The 15,709-nt window shown below is 46.9% G+C and carries 15 protein-coding genes and 1 pseudogene; 8 read left to right on the top strand and 8 right to left on the bottom strand.

Features of this window, described 5'->3' with window-relative positions; translation table 11 throughout:
• Positions 1-191 precede the first annotated feature (191 nt).
• From AADZ70_RS11180 to AADZ70_RS11195, 4 genes and pseudogenes are all read right to left on the bottom strand, one after another.
• Positions 192-459, bottom strand: a pseudogene (locus AADZ70_RS11180) (YusU family protein).
• 2 nt (positions 460-461) lie between these two features.
• Positions 462-1,286 (bottom strand): ABC transporter ATP-binding protein, encoded by an 825-nt coding sequence (locus AADZ70_RS11185; protein ID WP_016937987.1) that lies wholly within the window; start codon positions 1,284-1,286, stop codon positions 462-464.
• A gap of 155 nt (positions 1,287-1,441) precedes the next feature.
• The gene (locus AADZ70_RS11190) at positions 1,442-1,879 is read right to left on the bottom strand and encodes a YusW family protein (RefSeq protein WP_342007047.1); all 438 of its coding nucleotides are present in this window, start codon (positions 1,877-1,879) and stop codon (positions 1,442-1,444) included.
• A gap of 120 nt (positions 1,880-1,999) precedes the next feature.
• On the bottom strand, positions 2,000-3,781 hold the full coding sequence (locus AADZ70_RS11195) for a M3 family oligoendopeptidase (RefSeq protein WP_342008059.1): 1,782 nt from the start codon (positions 3,779-3,781) through the stop codon (positions 2,000-2,002).
• A 133-nt stretch (positions 3,782-3,914) separates the two neighbouring features.
• Between AADZ70_RS11195 and AADZ70_RS11200 the strand changes: the two genes are divergently transcribed.
• Positions 3,915-4,763, top strand: coding sequence for an oxidoreductase (locus tag AADZ70_RS11200; protein WP_342007048.1), 849 nt, complete (start codon positions 3,915-3,917; stop codon positions 4,761-4,763).
• Positions 4,764-4,846: 83 nt separating this feature from the next.
• Complete coding sequence (locus AADZ70_RS11205) at positions 4,847-5,311, top strand: Dps family protein (protein WP_016937983.1); 465 nt, start codon at positions 4,847-4,849, stop codon at positions 5,309-5,311.
• Positions 5,312-5,357: 46 nt separating this feature from the next.
• On the opposite strand, the gene AADZ70_RS11210 is transcribed toward AADZ70_RS11205, so the two are convergent.
• Complete coding sequence (locus tag AADZ70_RS11210; protein ID WP_064778638.1) at positions 5,358-6,722, bottom strand: S1C family serine protease; 1,365 nt, start codon at positions 6,720-6,722, stop codon at positions 5,358-5,360.
• Positions 6,723-6,998: 276 nt separating this feature from the next.
• On the opposite strand from AADZ70_RS11210, the gene AADZ70_RS11215 reads away from it, so the two are divergent.
• Complete coding sequence (locus AADZ70_RS11215; RefSeq protein WP_016937981.1) at positions 6,999-7,676, top strand: response regulator transcription factor; 678 nt, start codon at positions 6,999-7,001, stop codon at positions 7,674-7,676.
• Positions 7,673-9,028 (top strand): HAMP domain-containing sensor histidine kinase, encoded by a 1,356-nt coding sequence (locus tag AADZ70_RS11220; protein WP_064778637.1) that lies wholly within the window; start codon positions 7,673-7,675, stop codon positions 9,026-9,028. The genes AADZ70_RS11215 and AADZ70_RS11220 overlap by 4 nt, the downstream gene beginning before the upstream one ends.
• A 27-nt stretch (positions 9,029-9,055) precedes the next feature.
• Here the strand turns inward: AADZ70_RS11220 and spxO are convergent, their stop codons facing one another.
• Entirely contained in the window at positions 9,056-9,220 is a 165-nt protein-coding gene (gene spxO / locus AADZ70_RS11225) for an anti-adapter protein SpxO (protein ID WP_007410067.1), read from the bottom strand.
• 178 nt (positions 9,221-9,398) lie between these two features.
• On the opposite strand from spxO, the gene AADZ70_RS11230 reads away from it, so the two are divergent.
• Positions 9,399-10,274, top strand: coding sequence for a TetR/AcrR family transcriptional regulator (locus tag AADZ70_RS11230; RefSeq protein WP_047477593.1), 876 nt, complete (start codon positions 9,399-9,401; stop codon positions 10,272-10,274).
• Positions 10,275-10,310: 36 nt separating this feature from the next.
• Here the strand turns inward: AADZ70_RS11230 and fumC are convergent, their stop codons facing one another.
• Both fumC and AADZ70_RS11240 read right to left on the bottom strand, forming a co-directional pair.
• Complete coding sequence (fumC, locus tag AADZ70_RS11235; protein WP_342007049.1) at positions 10,311-11,699, bottom strand: class II fumarate hydratase; 1,389 nt, start codon at positions 11,697-11,699, stop codon at positions 10,311-10,313.
• A 67-nt stretch (positions 11,700-11,766) separates the two neighbouring features.
• Positions 11,767-11,952 (bottom strand): YvzF family protein, encoded by a 186-nt coding sequence (locus AADZ70_RS11240; protein ID WP_016937977.1) that lies wholly within the window; start codon positions 11,950-11,952, stop codon positions 11,767-11,769.
• A gap of 116 nt (positions 11,953-12,068) precedes the next feature.
• On the opposite strand from AADZ70_RS11240, the gene AADZ70_RS11245 reads away from it, so the two are divergent.
• Genes AADZ70_RS11245 through AADZ70_RS11255 form a run of 3 tightly spaced genes read left to right on the top strand, consistent with a single transcriptional unit; the run spans position 12,069 to position 15,695 of the window.
• Positions 12,069-13,511 carry a spore germination protein gene (locus tag AADZ70_RS11245; protein WP_045925989.1) on the top strand — a complete coding sequence of 481 codons (1,443 nt, stop codon included), beginning with the start codon at positions 12,069-12,071 and terminating at the stop codon, positions 13,509-13,511.
• Entirely contained in the window at positions 13,486-14,586 is a 1,101-nt protein-coding gene (locus AADZ70_RS11250) for a spore germination protein (protein WP_016937975.1), read from the top strand. The genes AADZ70_RS11245 and AADZ70_RS11250 overlap by 26 nt, the downstream gene beginning before the upstream one ends.
• A complete protein-coding gene (locus AADZ70_RS11255; RefSeq protein WP_016937974.1) occupies positions 14,583-15,695 on the top strand; it encodes a Ger(x)C family spore germination protein in 1,113 nt (370 codons plus the stop codon). Before AADZ70_RS11250 ends, AADZ70_RS11255 begins: the two co-directional genes overlap by 4 nt.
• The last annotated feature ends 14 nt before the right edge of the window (positions 15,696-15,709 follow it).

The following is a 15,709-nucleotide window of genomic DNA, read 5'->3' on the forward strand; positions in this document are numbered from 1 at the left end:
ATATAGGAAAGAGAGAAAGGGATTGCTGCGGCGGTCCTTTTTTCTTGGTTCAACAAGCGGAAGAAATGTACGTAAACAAACGGGGGCGTTAGTTAAATTAAAGTTCTTCGCTATGAATTGAATGGCGCCTTTATTGATTCCTTTTCAGCAAAAAAAGCTTCCGGCACCTCTCTTTGATGCCGGAAGCTTTTTTATTGTTTTTTTCTGTGCTCTTCATTGAGCTGTTTAATGTGCTGTATCGCAGCTTTGATGCCCTCTTTGGCGTCCGGGTAGGATTGGTTCCAGTGCTTGACGAGCGGAGGCATGCTTTTTGCAATATGTGTATACAAAATCCATTGCCTGACTTCTTCCTTTAGTTCCGGGGTTGTTTCGCCAAGCAATAGTTCCGTATATTTTTCAAGCAGGCCGTCCAGCTGCTGCTGCAGTTTTTCTTCCATACCGTTCCCTTCCCTTTTTCATGATTATGACAATCGGGCGGTGAGAGCCGCTTCCTGCACGATGCATCTCCCGCGCCCGTGCGGAATGCAAAGCGGCGTGCCGAACAGCGGGTCCTGCGTGACTTGGCAGTTCATCGCAAATACCTGCTGCACAAGCTCGCAAGTGATGACTTCTTCGGGACGGCCCTCAGCGTAAATCTGTTTATCCTTAATGGCGACAAGATAATGAGCATAGCGGCATGCGAGATTAAGGTCGTGCAGCACCATGACGATGGTCCGTTTTTCTTTTTCATTTAGCTCAAACAGCAAATCAAGAATTTCAATTTGATGCGTCATGTCGAGATAGGTTGTCGGCTCGTCAAGCAGAATGATATCCGTATCCTGGGCGAGTGTCATCGCAATCCACGCGCGCTGGCGCTGTCCGCCTGACAAAGAATCCACCGTACGGTCGGCCATTTCCTCAAGCTTTGTCGCCTTCAGCGCTTTTGCCACTGCGTCTTCGTCCTCTTTGGACCATTGCTTCAGCCAGCTTTGATAAGGGTATCTCCCCTGCTTTACAAGCTGATGCACGGTCAGGCCTTCGGGAGCTGACGGGCTCTGCGGCAAGATAGCCAGTTCTCTGGCGACTTCTTTCGTCGGCAGCTTAGCGATGGCTTTTCCTTCCAAAAGCACAGAACCGCCCCTCGGTTTCATCAGGCGCGCCAATGAACGTAAAAGCGTCGATTTTCCGCAGCCGTTGCTTCCGATCAATACAGTGATTTCGCCTTTTGGAATCGCTACATCCAACTCGTCAATGATAACAGTCTCTCCGTACCCTAAGCTCAGCGTCTCTGTAGAAATTGCACTCATACCGCTAACCGCTCCTTTTTTGTATTTCCCAACACTATGTATATAAACAAATTGCCTGAACATTCAACGTGAGATCATGATTATATTGTAACAGAAATTAATGACTCTGAATATCATTATCAATTAGTTTTGGGCAAAAAAACAGCGGACCGCGGTTATTTCTTGATTTCCGTCATTTCTCCGTCGCTTTTTTTCAGTTTCAAATAAAAATGGTCATAATGGCTGTCTAAATTAAAAGCAGAGAGCACCTGCCTGACGACTTCGCCTTCTTGCATCCCGCTGTTTACGGCAAGTTCTCCGAGGATCATCTTCATTTCATCAAGCGCTTCCTCGCCCTCTCTGTGAACACCTGAAAGCTTGTCCTGGATGTCAGCCGTTTCACGACCGCCTTTTCTTTCATACAAACCTTCATAGCGGTTATGCTCTCCGGCTCCGTAGTTGACGCGAAGGGAAAAGCTGCTGTAAGGAACCGGCTTCGCGGATGATACGGGCGTGCTGTCTTGTTCCGCATTCCGTTTTTCTTCATTCAATCGGCAGCCGGCAATCAGCATCAGCGCCAGACATAAAACACCCGCCGTCCTGATCCATTTCATGCGATTCACTCCCATTCCATTCCGATCGTTTTTAGGTATTTCCAAGGGAGGCGGCTGTCATTCATCGAACAAAAAAGAACCGGAGCTGTTTATCGCTCCGGCCGGTTCCTCTCTATATCATCATTCAGTCAGCTCTAAAAATTCCTGTACATCCCGTACCGCAAGGCGGACCGCGTCCTCCCAAAACGATCGTTCCGTCAGATCCGCTCCAAGGTGCTTCATCGCCAAATCCTCAACGGTCATCGAAGCCGTGTCACACAAAAGCGCGATATATTTTTCTTCAAAATCCGCATTCTCCCGAAGAGCTCTTGCGTATATTCCAAGCGAAAATAAATAACCGAACGTATACGGAAAATTGTAGAACGGCACTCCCGTAATATGAAAATGAAGTTTTGACGCCCAGAAATGCGGGTGGTATTCCCCTAATGAATCGCAAAACGCTTCTTTCTGCGCCGCTTCCATCAGTTCATTCAATTTATCAGCCGGAACGACGCCATGCTTCCGCTCTTCATAAAACCGCGTTTCAAATAAAAATCTCGCATGAATATTCATAAACATGGCTACGCTTCTTTGAATTTTATCTTCAAGCAGGAACAGCTTTTCTTCTTTTGTCTCCGCTTGTTTCAAAGCGGCGTCGGCGACGATCATTTCCGCAAAAGTCGAGGCTGTTTCAGCGACATTCATGGCGTAGGCTCTGTTCAGCTGCCGCACTTGAAGCATGGCCTCCTGATGAAACGCGTGTCCAAGCTCATGCGCAAGCGTTGATACATTTGAAGCGCTTCCTGAAAACGTCATGAAAATACGGGATTCTCCGCTGTCGGGAAAGCTGGTGCAAAAACCGCCGACCCGTTTGCCGCTGCGGTCTTCCGCTTCAATCCACCGATCGCGGAACGCTTTTTCCGTAAATGCGGACAGTTTTTTGCCAAATGTGGAAAATTGGGTGACGATCAAATTGGCCGCTTCATCATATGTGTATTTTTTCGGCGCCTCGCCGATCGGCGCATTCACATCATACCAATTCAGGCGCTCAAGCCCTAGAAGAGACGCCTTTCGATTCAGGTATTCGGCAAAGGGTTTTTTATGATCGGTGATGACCTGCCACATGACATCCAGTGTTTCTTTTTTCATCCGGTTGATCGCAAGCGGCTCTTCCAAGGCACTTTCCCAGCCCCGCGCTTTATACATTTCCGTTCGGAAGCCGGCCAGATGATTCAGCGTGCTGCCAAACAGCTCCTCTTCTCCCTTCCAGGCTTCGTTAAGCTCTTTAAATACTTGCCGCCTGGTGCCGCGGTCCGGATGCGCCATCATGTTTTCCGCTTGGCCGACTGACAGCTCTTTATCCTCAAACGGAATCTTCATTCTTCCGACAGCCGCATTATACAGGTCGCCCCATGCGTGATAGCCGTCAACGGCCAGACCTTCAATCAGTCTCTCTTCTTGTGCGCTGAGTTTTTCTCTGATCCGGTCTCTTCTTTCATTTAAAACGTATGTGAGGTCCTGAAGTTCCGGTTTTTGCAGCAGTTCCTCCCACACCCGCTCATCAATCCGGGCAAGTGTATCATCAAGCGTGACCAGAGCGGATTTAAAATCACCGCTCAGCTGATTGATCCGCGCCCTCCACTCATTCGCTTTCTGGTCATCAGTGTTCTGAGCCTGAAGACAGCCGACGAACGCTCCCGCCTGTCTGATCATGATCGCCGACCGTTCAAACCGATCAATCAGATTGACCAGCTCCCCGCCTTCATCAGCATGCGACGGAACTGTAAACGCCTCTGCCTCTTTTTGAAAAGCGCTGAGCTGCTGTTTAAGCTCTTGTATGTATTGCTGAAAATCTTCCGACCTGCTCCCGCCCTCAAAAATGGAGTTTAAATCCCATGTTTCCTTCAATCCCTCTAATGCCATCTTTTTCATTACCCCTTTCTGTCCGAAGCTGATTCCATTATAAAATAATTCTGACATATTTCCGAACGATTTCTCCTTCTCACCGCTAAATGTTATACACTAACATATAAGAACAAACGGGGAGGAATATGAGTTGAACAGAAAAATTGCCATTGTAACCGGCGCGACGAGCGGATTCGGTCTGCTGACAGCGCTGAAGCTCGCCCGGTCTTATCATGTCATCGCAACAGCGAGACAGCCTGAGAAAGCTGAAACATTGAAAGAGGCCGCCGCCCAAGCGGGTGTATCCGGTCATATTACCATCGCTTCTTTAGATGTGACGGATGAGCAGTCGGTGTCTGACTTCGGCAATACCATCAGCAGTTTCGGACCGGTTGATGTGCTTGTGAACAACGCCGGCACTGCGTACGGGGGATTTATTGCAGATGTGCCGATGGAACATTACAGACAGCAGTTTGACACGAATGTATTCGGCCTGATTCATGTCACCAAAACCGTGCTCCCTTATATGAGAAAACATGGCGGAGCGAAAATCATCAACATCAGCAGCATCAGCGGACTGACCGCCTTTCCTGCTCTTTCTCCGTACACTTCTTCCAAATTCGCGATTGAAGGGTTTACGGAGTGTCTGCGTCTTGAGCTTCTGCCTTTAGGAATCGATGCCGCTTTAATAGAACCGGGCTCCTATAAAACGTCTATTTGGGAGACGTCTCTCTCCAATCATCTTACGGCATCCGGAAAAGATTCGCCCTATTACCGCTATTATCAGCAAATTGAAGCTTACGTTAAAGCCAGCGCATCCAAAAGCGGCGATCCCAATGACGTGGCGGAGCTGATTTTTCAATTGGCACAGACGAAACGCCTGAAGAAACTGCGGTATCCGATCGGCAGGGGCATTAAGCTGACATTGGCTTGCCGCTCCCTCTTCTCTTGGCCCGTCTGGGAATCGATCATAAAGAAAAAGCTGTTCAAGGAAACCTAAATTATAATTATTATAATTTAGTATTGATTTTTATTTGATACGTGATATAATTAAATTAACAGATCACAGGGAGGACGATAAATATGAATACACAAAACGCGAAAAAAACTGAAAATCTAGTTGAGAAATCAATGAACACCCAATTATCAAACTGGTTTATCCTTTACTCTAAACTGCACCGCTTCCATTGGTATGTAAAAGGCCCTCACTTCTTTACGCTGCATGAAAAGTTTGAAGAACTGTATAACGAAGCGGCAGAAACGGCAGATGCCATCGCAGAGCGTCTTCTGGCCATCGGCGGACAGCCCGCGGCGACTTTTCACAGCTATCTTGAACAAGCTTCCATTACGGATGAAGGACAGGAAAAGACGGCTTCTGAAATGGTAGAATCACTCGTTCAAGACTACAAACAGATCAGCCGCGAATCAAAATTTGTCATCGGCATCGCCGAGGAACAAAATGACCCGTCAACAGCCGACCTGTTTGTCGGATTAGTTGAAGAAGCGGACAAGCATGTGTGGATGCTGTCAGCCTACTTAGGAGAATGACGAAAAAAGCTGAACCTCAGGCGGAGGTTCAGCTTTTTTTATGCGTTCAGCTTGCGCTTTCAGTTTGTTTCGTTAATGTGATGTTCAGCGTCTTTTTGCTGCCGCCTCTGAGAACTTGAACAGTTGTCTTATCGCCGATTTTCAGCTGGTTATACAGAATCTGTCTGATATCGGCGCTGCTGCCGACATCTTTGCCGTTCAATTTTACGATGACATCATTTGATTTGATGCCCGCTTTCGCAGCCGGTGAGCCGGACTGCACTTCTTTTACGTAAACGCCCTTAGACAGCTGGTCGCCGAACAATCCGAGCGTGTTTTCCTGATAGGTTTCCGGCACTTGCGACATATCAATCATCTGCACGCCTAAAAACGGACGCTCGACTTTTCCTTTAGCAAGCAGCTGGTCGACAATCGGTTCCACATCGTTGCTCGGAATGGCGAAGCCGAGTGATTCCACGCCGTTTTCACTGACTTTCATGCTGTTGATTCCGATGACCTGGCCGCTGGAGTTGATTAACGGCCCGCCGCTGTTACCGGGATTAATCGCCGCATCCGTCTGAATCACGTTCATTTCCACCGTGCCTTGGGAAGTGTCGGCGTCTACCGTTCTGTTCAGTCCGCTGATCACACCTTGTGTGACGGTGCCGGAAAACTGCTGGCCGAGCGGGTTGCCGATGGCGATTACCTTATCGGCAATGCGCAGCTGTGAAGAATCGCCGAAGCTGGCCGCTTTTTTGACATTGGACGAGCTGATTTCCAGTACGGCCAGGTCACTGATGGCATCCTTTCCGACAAGCTTTGCCGTTTCGGTTTTCCCGTTATAAAGAGTGACCGACAGCTTGTTTGCTCCTTCTACGACATGGTTGTTTGTGATGATGTACGCTTTTTGGCCGTCTTTTTTGAAAATGACGCCTGACCCCGTGCCGCTCTCCGTTTCAGAGCTTGAACCGCCGTCAAGTCCGAATTGGCCGCTTTGCGACGCTTGATAGTTGGACACTCCGACAATCGCAGGCTCCAAATCTTCTACCATATCTGCCACACTTGAGGTATTTTTCAAAGGCGTTGACGTAAAATTCGCAGACTGAACTTGTTTCGCCGTATCAGAAACAGATTCTGCCTTATGCTGCTCACCCGGCAGATTCGGCACAATGCCAAGCACGAGGCCGCCGCCGATAATGCCGCCTAAAATCGGGCTCAGCCAAGCGGCTCTCCGTTTTTTTTCTTTTTTCACGGCAGCCGTTTTTTCAAATTCCGTACCGGCGGCCGCCTCTTTTTCCGCTTCTTTCGAGACGGGGCCTTCAAGCAGCTCGGGCTCCTGATGGCTGATCCGCTGCTGTTCATTGCCGTTTTGCTCCGTATGTGAAAGATCTGACTGATCGCGGCTGATGCCGTCATCTCGCTGATCGTTCATATTCACGCACACTCCTTCAGTATGTTCTCATTCTATTCATTACATATTCATCGCATGTACAAGTTCTATTGTCCCAATAATAAGGAGAAAAGCAAAGCTCCAAAACAAAATGTGTTTGAACATGTTATCTTCCCCGCTTTTTTTCTTCCTTTCTTCCCTTATACACATCATAAACAAACATTGTGGGATAAAAATGAAAAGAATATGTGAAATTATGAAAATGCGGCCTGAGTGTGTTAAAACTAGTATAATGACGTTGAAAGGATGTGAACTGCCTTGTCATACACCATTTATCTAGTTGAAGATGAGGACAATCTGAATGAACTGCTCACAAAATATTTAGAGAATGAAGGCTGGAACATTACATCTTTCACAAAAGGCGAAGAAGCCAGAAAGCAGATGCAGCCGTCTCCCCATCTGTGGATTCTTGACATCATGCTGCCGGATACGGACGGCTATACATTGATAAAAGAAATAAAAGAAAAAGATCCCGATGTGCCGGTCATTTTCATTTCCGCCCGGGATGCCGATATTGACAGAGTTCTCGGGTTAGAGCTTGGAAGCAATGATTATATCGCCAAGCCTTTTTTGCCGAGAGAGCTCATTATTCGGGTTCAGAAACTGCTGGAGCTTGTGTATAAAGAACAGCCCGCTCCCAAAAAAACCGGACTCACCGTTTCCACCTACAATGTGATCGAAGATGCCAGAGAGGTTTATGATGAAACCGGCAGCCTGGTCAATTTGACGTCTAAGGAATTTGATCTGCTGCTTTTATTTCTTCACCATAAAGGACACCCCTTTTCCAGGGAAGATATCCTGCTGAAAATATGGGGCCATGACTATTTCGGCACTGACCGGGTGGTCGATGATCTTGTGCGGAGGCTGCGGAAAAAAATGCCCGGCTTAAAGGTTGAAACCATTTACGGATTCGGCTACAGGATGATGACGTCATGAAAAATAAGCCGCTTGCTTTTCAAATATGGGTGGTCATCTCGGGTATCCTTTTAGCCATCTCGATTCTGCTGCTCGTGCTGTTCTCAAATACGCTGCGGGATTTTTTCACGGATGAAACGTACACGACCATTGAAAATGAACAGCATGTGCTGACGGAGTACCGGCTGCCCGGGTCGATCGAGCGGGGATATTACAGTGAGGACGCGACCGCTCCGACGACTTTCCGATCCGTTCAGCACGTTCTTTTGCCAGAGCGCGAAGAATCGGCGAGCGACAAAGATTTAAACTACTTTTCTTCTTCCTTTATCCATAAGGTGTACAAGCTCGCGGGCCGCCAGCACAGCGTCACGAAACGATACAGCGCGGACATCGGCGGGGAAAAAGTGTTTTTCGTCATTAAAAAAGGCCTCACCATTAACGGTCAGGATGCGATGATGCTGTCATATGCGCTTGATTCTTACCGTGATGATCTGTCATACACCCTGTTTAAGCAGCTGCTCTTTATCATTGCCGGCGTCATTTTGTTAAGCTGGATTCCGGCGATTTGGCTTGCCAAATATCTCTCGCGTCCGCTCGTCTCCTTAGAGAAGCATGTCAAACGGATTTCCGAACAGGACTGGGATGATCCGGTCATCGTCGACAGAAAAGATGAAATCGGAAAATTAGGCCACACCATTGAAGACATGCGGAGCAAGCTGGTGCAAAAGGATGAAACGGAAAGAACGCTCCTGCAAAATATCTCTCATGATTTAAAAACGCCTGTCATGGTGATAAGGGGCTATACTCAATCAATAAAGGACGGGATTTTTCCTAAGGGGGACCTGAAAAACACAATTGATGTCATTGAAGGCGAAGCAGAAAAGCTTGAGAAGAAAATTAAGGATTTATTATATTTAACGAAGCTTGATTATTTAATGAAGCAGCGGGTGCACCATGAGACATTTGACCTTGTGAAGGTCACGGAAGAAGTCATTGAGCGGCTCAAATGGGCCCGGAAGGAATTATCGTGGACCGTTGAAACAGAAGATGTATTGATGATGCCCGGTGATCCGGAACAATGGGGCAAGCTCCTCGAAAACATTCTTGAAAATCAAATCCGCTATGCAGAAACGGCGATTCACATTCGGATCAGCCAAAATCAGCAGCAGATTGTCATGACGGTTAAAAATGACGGGCCTCCGATTGAGGATGAGATGCTATCCAGCTTGTACGAGCCTTTTAATAAAGGGAAGAAAGGCGAGTTCGGCATAGGACTCAGCATCGTAAAACGGATTTTAACCCTGCATAAAGCATCAATTTCAATTGAAAATGACCAATCGGGTGTAATCTATCGGATTATCATACCAAAGTAGACTGTAGTGTTTCATTGCAGTCTTTTTTTATGTGAAGGAGTAGCCGTTAAAATCTCTGTAGTTTGTTTTCAGCGGTTTTTGGCATTGATGAACCCATTTCTTTTCACAAATCGTCTTTTTCGGATATTTCACCTTTTCGACTTTAATTCCTCTGTTTCGCAAGCGGCTGATCATTTCATCTAATTCTTTCATTTTCAGATTCACCCTTTCGCCAGAACTTTGACCATTCGGTCAGCTCACTTTATAATATAAATAAAACAAAACAAAAAAACAAGTTACAATCAGGTTAAATTTACAGAATATCAATATGACCATATAGTCACACACGTGAAGCACAAGCCAGCCTCCTGGCTCCGAAAGGGTGGAACCATTGAAGGAAAAAGAAAAGCTGATTATTGAAGCAGCAATTAAACTGTTTGCCCGAAAAGGGTACAAATCAACATCGGTTCAGGAAATCGCCGATGAATGCAAAATCTCAAAAGGCGCTTTTTATCTTCACTTTCCTTCCAAAGAAGCACTGCTTCTGTCCATGCTGAATTACTACTATGATAAGACGTTTACCCGAATCACGACGATCCAAACGGAGGGTGACAGCCCGAGAGCCGCTTATCAAAAACAGCTTGCGGTGTTTTATGAATCGATTCTCGCCCATAAAGATTTTATTACCGTGCAGATGAAAGACGGTTCACTTCCTTATACCGAAGAAGTGGCCCAGTGCGGAAAGAGAATCCGCCGGTCGATCCTGCAGTTTCATATCGACAGTCTTCTTGCTATTTACGGAGAAAAAGCCGAACCATACACCGCCGAACTTTGTTTTTTAATAGAAGGAATCAGTCAGATGTATCTTGAATACCTCATTCTGACCGGCCGGTCTGTACAGCCTGCGCTTCTCGCAAATACCGTGATTCACAGAATTGATGACATCGTAAACGGAATGGCGGACAGACATGATGAAGCGTTTATTTCTCTTGATGAGGCAAGCTCACTGTTTGGGCCCCTTCATAACGGGAAGCCCGATCCTTTAAGCCAATCAATCTTGCAGACCCTCCGTGCGCACATCAGCACGATGGACAAGCCGCAAGCATCTGAATACACCGAGAGCTTGGATATTCTTGAAGCGGAAATGAAGAAAAAGTCGCCGAAACCGGCAATCATCAAAGGAATGATTCTGAATTTGAAGGAGTCCGACCTGCTGGCTGAAGATGCAGAGCAGCTCAGATTTTTACTGAAACAGCAGTTTATTTAGAAGAACGGCCGCAATGACTGCAGCCGTTCTTTCTGTTTATGCTTTCGGGTGCACCATATCTTCCGGACGCACCATTTCATTAAATTGTTCTTCTGTCAGAAGGTTCAGCTGTAATGCCGCTTCTTTCAGCGTCAGGCCTTCTTTATGGGCAAGCTTGGCGATTTTTGCGGCGTTTTCATAACCGATATGCGGGTTAAGCGCCGTGACAAGCATTAATGAGTTAGAAAGGTTTTCCTGAATGGTTTCCTGGTTCGGCTCAATACCGACAGCGCATTTGTCATGGAAGGAATTCATTCCGTCACTGAGAAGCTGCACTGTCTGCAGGAAGTTATAAATGATAACCGGCTTGAAGACGTTCAGCTCGAAGTTTCCTTGGCTGGCCGCAAATCCGATTGTCGCGTCATTTCCCATCACTTGCGCGGCGATCATTGTCAGCGCCTCACTTTGCGTCGGGTTGACTTTGCCCGGCATGATAGAGCTTCCCGGCTCATTTTCAGGAATGACGATTTCGCCGATTCCGCAGCGCGGACCGCTTGCCAGCCATCTGACATCGTTGGCAATCTTCATCAGGTCGGCAGCCAATGCTTTTAAGGCGCCGTGAACGTGAGTGATTTCATCATGGCTTGTCAGCGCATGGAATTTGTTAGGCGAGCTTTTGAACGTCTGCCCCGTTACTTTTGTGATTTCTTCCGCGACGAATTCACCGAACTGCGGGTGGGCGTTGATTCCGGTACCGACTGCCGTGCCGCCGATGGCAAGCGCGCGGATTTTTTCCGTTGACTCAAGAATCATTTCTTTAGAACGGTCAAGCATGTATACCCAGCCGCTGATTTCCTGTCCGAGTGTCAGCGGAGTCGCGTCCTGCAAATGCGTGCGTCCGATTTTCACAATGTCTTGATACGCTTTCGCTTTTTCGTCAAGTGTCTCGCGCAGCTGATCAAGGGCCGGAACGAGCTGCTCATATACGGCAAGGACCGCCGCAACGTGCATCGCCGTCGGGAATGTATCGTTTGAGCTTTGGCTGCGGTTGACGTCATCATTCGGATGAATCTTCAGATCAGAATTTTTTTCTTTCAATAAAGCAGTCGCGCGGTTGGCCACCACTTCGTTCATATTCATGTTGCTTTGTGTGCCGCTTCCCGTCTGCCAGACAACGAGCGGAAAGTTATCGTCGTATTTGCCGTTTAATACGTCATCACATACAGCGGCAATCGCCTGTGCTTTTTCAGACTCTAAATTGCCGAGGCGTTCGTTAGCGATCGCCGTGCTTCTTTTTAAAATTGCAAACGCCTTCACAACACGCTGAGGCATTTTTTCTGAACCGATTTTGAAGTTCTCTTTGCTGCGCTGTGTCTGAGCGCCCCAAAATTTATCTGCCGGAACTTTAACTTCTCCCATGGTGTCTTTTTCAATTCTGTAGTCCATTTATGTATCCCTCCATAACAGTTGCTTCACCCTGAGTATTATTCGCCAGTAACCGATGAAACCCTTTTTATTTTTCGGTCTTGGCCGTTTTTAATTTCAGCTCAAGATAGACGCGCGAATCCTTAGAGTATTTGTACTTCGGATTTGTTTTTCGGTATTCCTTCGACGTGTAAGCCACTTCGTAATGCGCTTCAAATGATTTGATGAGCTGTTCTATTTCTTCGGCATTTCCTGCCAGTCTGACTTGTGCCACATCTCTCCTCCGCTTTCATAAAAAAACTTGTACCACTAATTACTTTATCATAGTATATCATTTTTTTAACAGGAAAAGATAACCTCAATTAAGGAATGGAAGGCGGGTGACAGTTGATGGCGCAATCGGAATTCAAGGAATACATACACATAAACCTGGCTATGGTGCTGCCCCACCTAGAGCCGAACGATGACCTTGTTCAAAATAAAAAGATGCTTCCGAACGGGCTTGTTTTTTATTATATGTATCTGAGTGAAATGAACGATGAAGACAAAATAAAAGAAGCGATTGAAACGCTGCTGCAGGGAGAAGACACCCTGACGCTGGAGGCAGTGACGAAGCGTCTTGATCAGATTGACGCCCGTCCCGTCACTGCGGCGAAAGAAGCCGTCACTTCCATTCTGCGGGGGAAATGCGCCGTGTTTATTAACGGCCTTGATAACGTATACATTCTTTCCACGGGAAAAAGAGAAAAAAGAAGCGTGACAGAACCTACCTCCGAAAAGGTTGTAAGAGGGCCTAAGGTCGCTTTCATCGAGGATTCTGATACAAACGTCGCCATGATCAGGCAGCGGACGAACCATCCGAAGCTGAAAACGAAAAAGGTTCCGCTCGGAGAAAGCAAGTTAAAATACGCCACTGTCATGTACATAGATGATGAGGCTGACCCGTCTGTCGTCAGCGATGTTTTAAAACGCCTCAGCGAAGTGAAGCTGGACGACATTCAGGATTCCGGGACGCTTGAAGAGCTTATTGAGGATAATAAGTATTCGCCGTTTCCGCAAATACAAAATACGGAACGGCCTGATAAAGTCTCCTCCGCCTTGTTTAACGGCCGCGTCGCCATCCTTGTCGACAACTCACCGTTTGCGCTGGTGGTTCCGGCTTCTTTAGGAATGTTAATGCAGTCTCCCGACGATTATTATGAACGGTGGATTTCCGCCTCGCTCATTCGGGCGCTGCGGTTTACGTCTATTTTTATCACACTGTTTTTTTCAGCCATTTATATCGCCCTCGTCTCGTTTCACCAAGGGCTTCTGCCGACGCCGCTTGCAGTCACTATCTCGGCGAACAGAGAAAACGTTCCCTTTCCGCCCATCATTGAAGCAATGGTGATGGAAATTACGATAGAACTGCTGAGAGAAGCGGGTTTGAGGCTCCCTAACCCGCTCGGCCAGACGATCGGATTGGTGGGCGGAGTCGTCATCGGCCAGGCGGCCGTTGAAGCGAATATTGTCAGCTCCATCATGGTCATCGTGGTCAGCATTGTCGCGCTCGCTTCATTCACGGTGCCGCAGTACGGAATGGGGCTTTCATTCCGTGTGCTCCGTTTCATTTCAATGTTTGCTGCGGCAGCATTCGGGCTGTACGGCATGATTTTATTTATGCTGGCAATATACACCCATTTATCGAGACAGCGAAGCTTCGGTTCTCCATATTTCTCGCCGAATGGGTTTTTCAGCTTAAAAAACGCAAGCGATTCCATTCTCCGTCTCCCTATTAAAAATCAACCAAAAGAGGCGAAAAACGTAAATGAGCCAGAAAACAACTCACAATAAACTTACAAGCTATCAAGGGACGGCATTGATTGCCAACACGATGCTCGGGGCGGGGCTCCTCACCATGCCGCGGTCGCTGTCAGCGAGGGCAAATTCGCCGGACGGCTGGATCGCATTATGTCTGGAAGGCGTCATCTTTATCTTTTTGATTTATCTCAATACGCTCATTATGAAAAAGCATCAATACGGATCGTTTTTTGATTATATGAATGAAGGTCTCGGCAAATGGGCGGGCAATATCGTCAACCTGGTGATCTGTCTCTATTTTATAGGAGTCGCCAGCTTCGAAGCCCGTGCGATGGCGGAAATGGTCAAGTTCTTTTTATTGGAAAAAACCCCCGTGCCGGTCATGCTGATTATCTTTATCGCCTGTTCCGTTTATTTGATTATCGGCGGCATGAGTGATATCGGCAGGCTCTTTCCTTTCTATTTAATGATTACGATTATTATTTTGCTGACGGTGTTTTCCTTCAGCTTTAAAATATTTGATATAGACAACCTGCGGCCGGTGCTCGGCCAGGGATTTTCTCCCGTTATGGCCTCTTTGACCGTCGTTTCTGTTTCCTTCTTGGGCATTGAAATTATGCTGTTTCTCCCAGAGTACCTTAAAAATAAACAGCACACGTTCCGCATGTCGGCCATTGGCTTTGGCATCCCGATTATTTTATACATCATTACCTACGTGCTCGTCGTCGGCGCCTTAACCACCCAGGATGTCAAAACAATGATCTGGCCTACGATCGCGCTCTTTCAATCATTTGAAATCAAAGGGCTTTTTATCGAACGGTTCGAGTCCTTTTTACTTGTTGTCTGGATTATCCAATTTTTCGCCACCTATGTATCGTACGGATATTTCGCGACATCTGGCCTTCATAAAATTTTCGGGCTGAAGCAGAAAAAAGGCATCATCTTCGTAGGGATTGCGACATTCTTGGGGTCATTGATGCCAAAGGACGCGAACAAGCTGATGATGTTCAGTGATATTCTCGGCTATATCTTCTTAGGTTTCTTTTTGCTGCCTTTACTGATGTTTGCAGTCGTCGCTGTGAAAAGGAAGGTGAAAAAAGCGCAATGAAGAAATACATCGTAATCTTTCTTTGCTCATTGCTTTTGACGGGGTGCTGGGATAGCCGTAATATAGAAGACTTGAGCCTCGTTATCGGAGTCGGGCTCGATAAACCTGAGGAAGAAAACGTGGAAGTGACGCAGCAGATTCTGATACCGCAAAAAGCAAGTTCCCAGCAGTCGACATCAAGTAATCCGACAAAGGTGACTTCCACTTCCGGGGAAACTGTTCACCAAGCCTTAAGGACGGCATCGTTAAAAAATCACCCCGCTTTCTCCCAGCACTTGCGCATCATGCTGTTTTCCGAAGCGCTGTTAAAGGACAACATCCCGTTTGACGCATTAATGAACCAGTTTGTCAGGGACAACGGAACGAGAAGAAGCTGCAATGTGATGACGGTGCCGGATAAAACGAAAGATATTTTCAATGTCAGCGACCAGGGGGAGCCTGCGTCAAATACCATCTATGACTTAACGGAAAATAATGCCGTCACCATCCGGATGATGGAGCCTGTGACATTGGGGGAAATATCCGAGAGAATCGCCAAGGGCGAAACCTTTGCCCTTCCTCAAGTGCGCAAAGTGGGCAGCAGACTGGAAATCTGGGGCGCTACCATTATAAAAAATAAATTCTGGTATGCGAATTTAACGCCTTTACAAGTCCAGAATATGAACCTGTTCACAGGGACGGTAAAAGGGGGCGTCACGTTTGCAAAGCATGACAATTATTATTTATCCTTCGAGGTATTTTCAAGCAAATATGATGTAAAAACACAATATAAAAACGGAAAATTCAAGTTTATCGTTACCCGATTTGTTGAAGGCCGCCTGTCTGAGGATTGGAACCCGAAAGAAGATTCCTTCAAGGAGTCCTATATAAATGAAATCAAAAACGCGGTAAAACGAAGCATCCATTCGGATGTCATGACATTCATCGATTATCTGCAGCATGATTTAAAAGTGGATATTACCGGGTTAGGCGACCAGGTCCGCATTCATTATCCCGATAAGTGGCAAAAGGTGGCCTCTGACTGGGACCGTCATTTCAGTGAATCAGATATTGAATACAAAGTCAAAGTCGCCGTCAGAGATTTCGGAACAAAAGGAATGTCCCAATGACCTGTCCTGCGGGG

The organism is Bacillus sp. YBsi01 (assembly GCF_038406745.1).
Lineage (GTDB): Bacteria > Bacillota > Bacilli > Bacillales > Bacillaceae > Bacillus > Bacillus siamensis.

What these genes read in the sequence shown, in the direction of transcription:
- AADZ70_RS11255 (WP_016937974.1), top strand. Translation starts at nt 14,583, where the DNA reads ATGAAGAAATACATCGTAATCTTTCTTTGCTCATTGCTTTTGACGGGG.
- AADZ70_RS11185 (WP_016937987.1), bottom strand. Translation starts at nt 1,286, where the DNA reads ATGAGTGCAATTTCTACAGAGACGCTGAGCTTAGGGTACGGAGAGACT.
- AADZ70_RS11250 (WP_016937975.1), top strand. Translation starts at nt 13,486, where the DNA reads ATGAGCCAGAAAACAACTCACAATAAACTTACAAGCTATCAAGGGACG.
- AADZ70_RS11190 (WP_342007047.1), bottom strand. Translation starts at nt 1,879, where the DNA reads ATGAAATGGATCAGGACGGCGGGTGTTTTATGTCTGGCGCTGATGCTG.
- AADZ70_RS11210 (WP_064778638.1), bottom strand. Translation starts at nt 6,722, where the DNA reads ATGAACGATCAGCGAGATGACGGCATCAGCCGCGATCAGTCAGATCTT.
- AADZ70_RS11205 (WP_016937983.1), top strand. Translation starts at nt 4,847, where the DNA reads ATGAATACACAAAACGCGAAAAAAACTGAAAATCTAGTTGAGAAATCA.
- fumC (WP_342007049.1), bottom strand. Translation starts at nt 11,699, where the DNA reads ATGGACTACAGAATTGAAAAAGACACCATGGGAGAAGTTAAAGTTCCG.
- AADZ70_RS11245 (WP_045925989.1), top strand. Translation starts at nt 12,069, where the DNA reads ATGGCGCAATCGGAATTCAAGGAATACATACACATAAACCTGGCTATG.
- AADZ70_RS11220 (WP_064778637.1), top strand. Translation starts at nt 7,673, where the DNA reads ATGAAAAATAAGCCGCTTGCTTTTCAAATATGGGTGGTCATCTCGGGT.
- spxO (WP_007410067.1), bottom strand. Translation starts at nt 9,220, where the DNA reads ATGAAAGAATTAGATGAAATGATCAGCCGCTTGCGAAACAGAGGAATT.
- AADZ70_RS11195 (WP_342008059.1), bottom strand. Translation starts at nt 3,781, where the DNA reads ATGGCATTAGAGGGATTGAAGGAAACATGGGATTTAAACTCCATTTTT.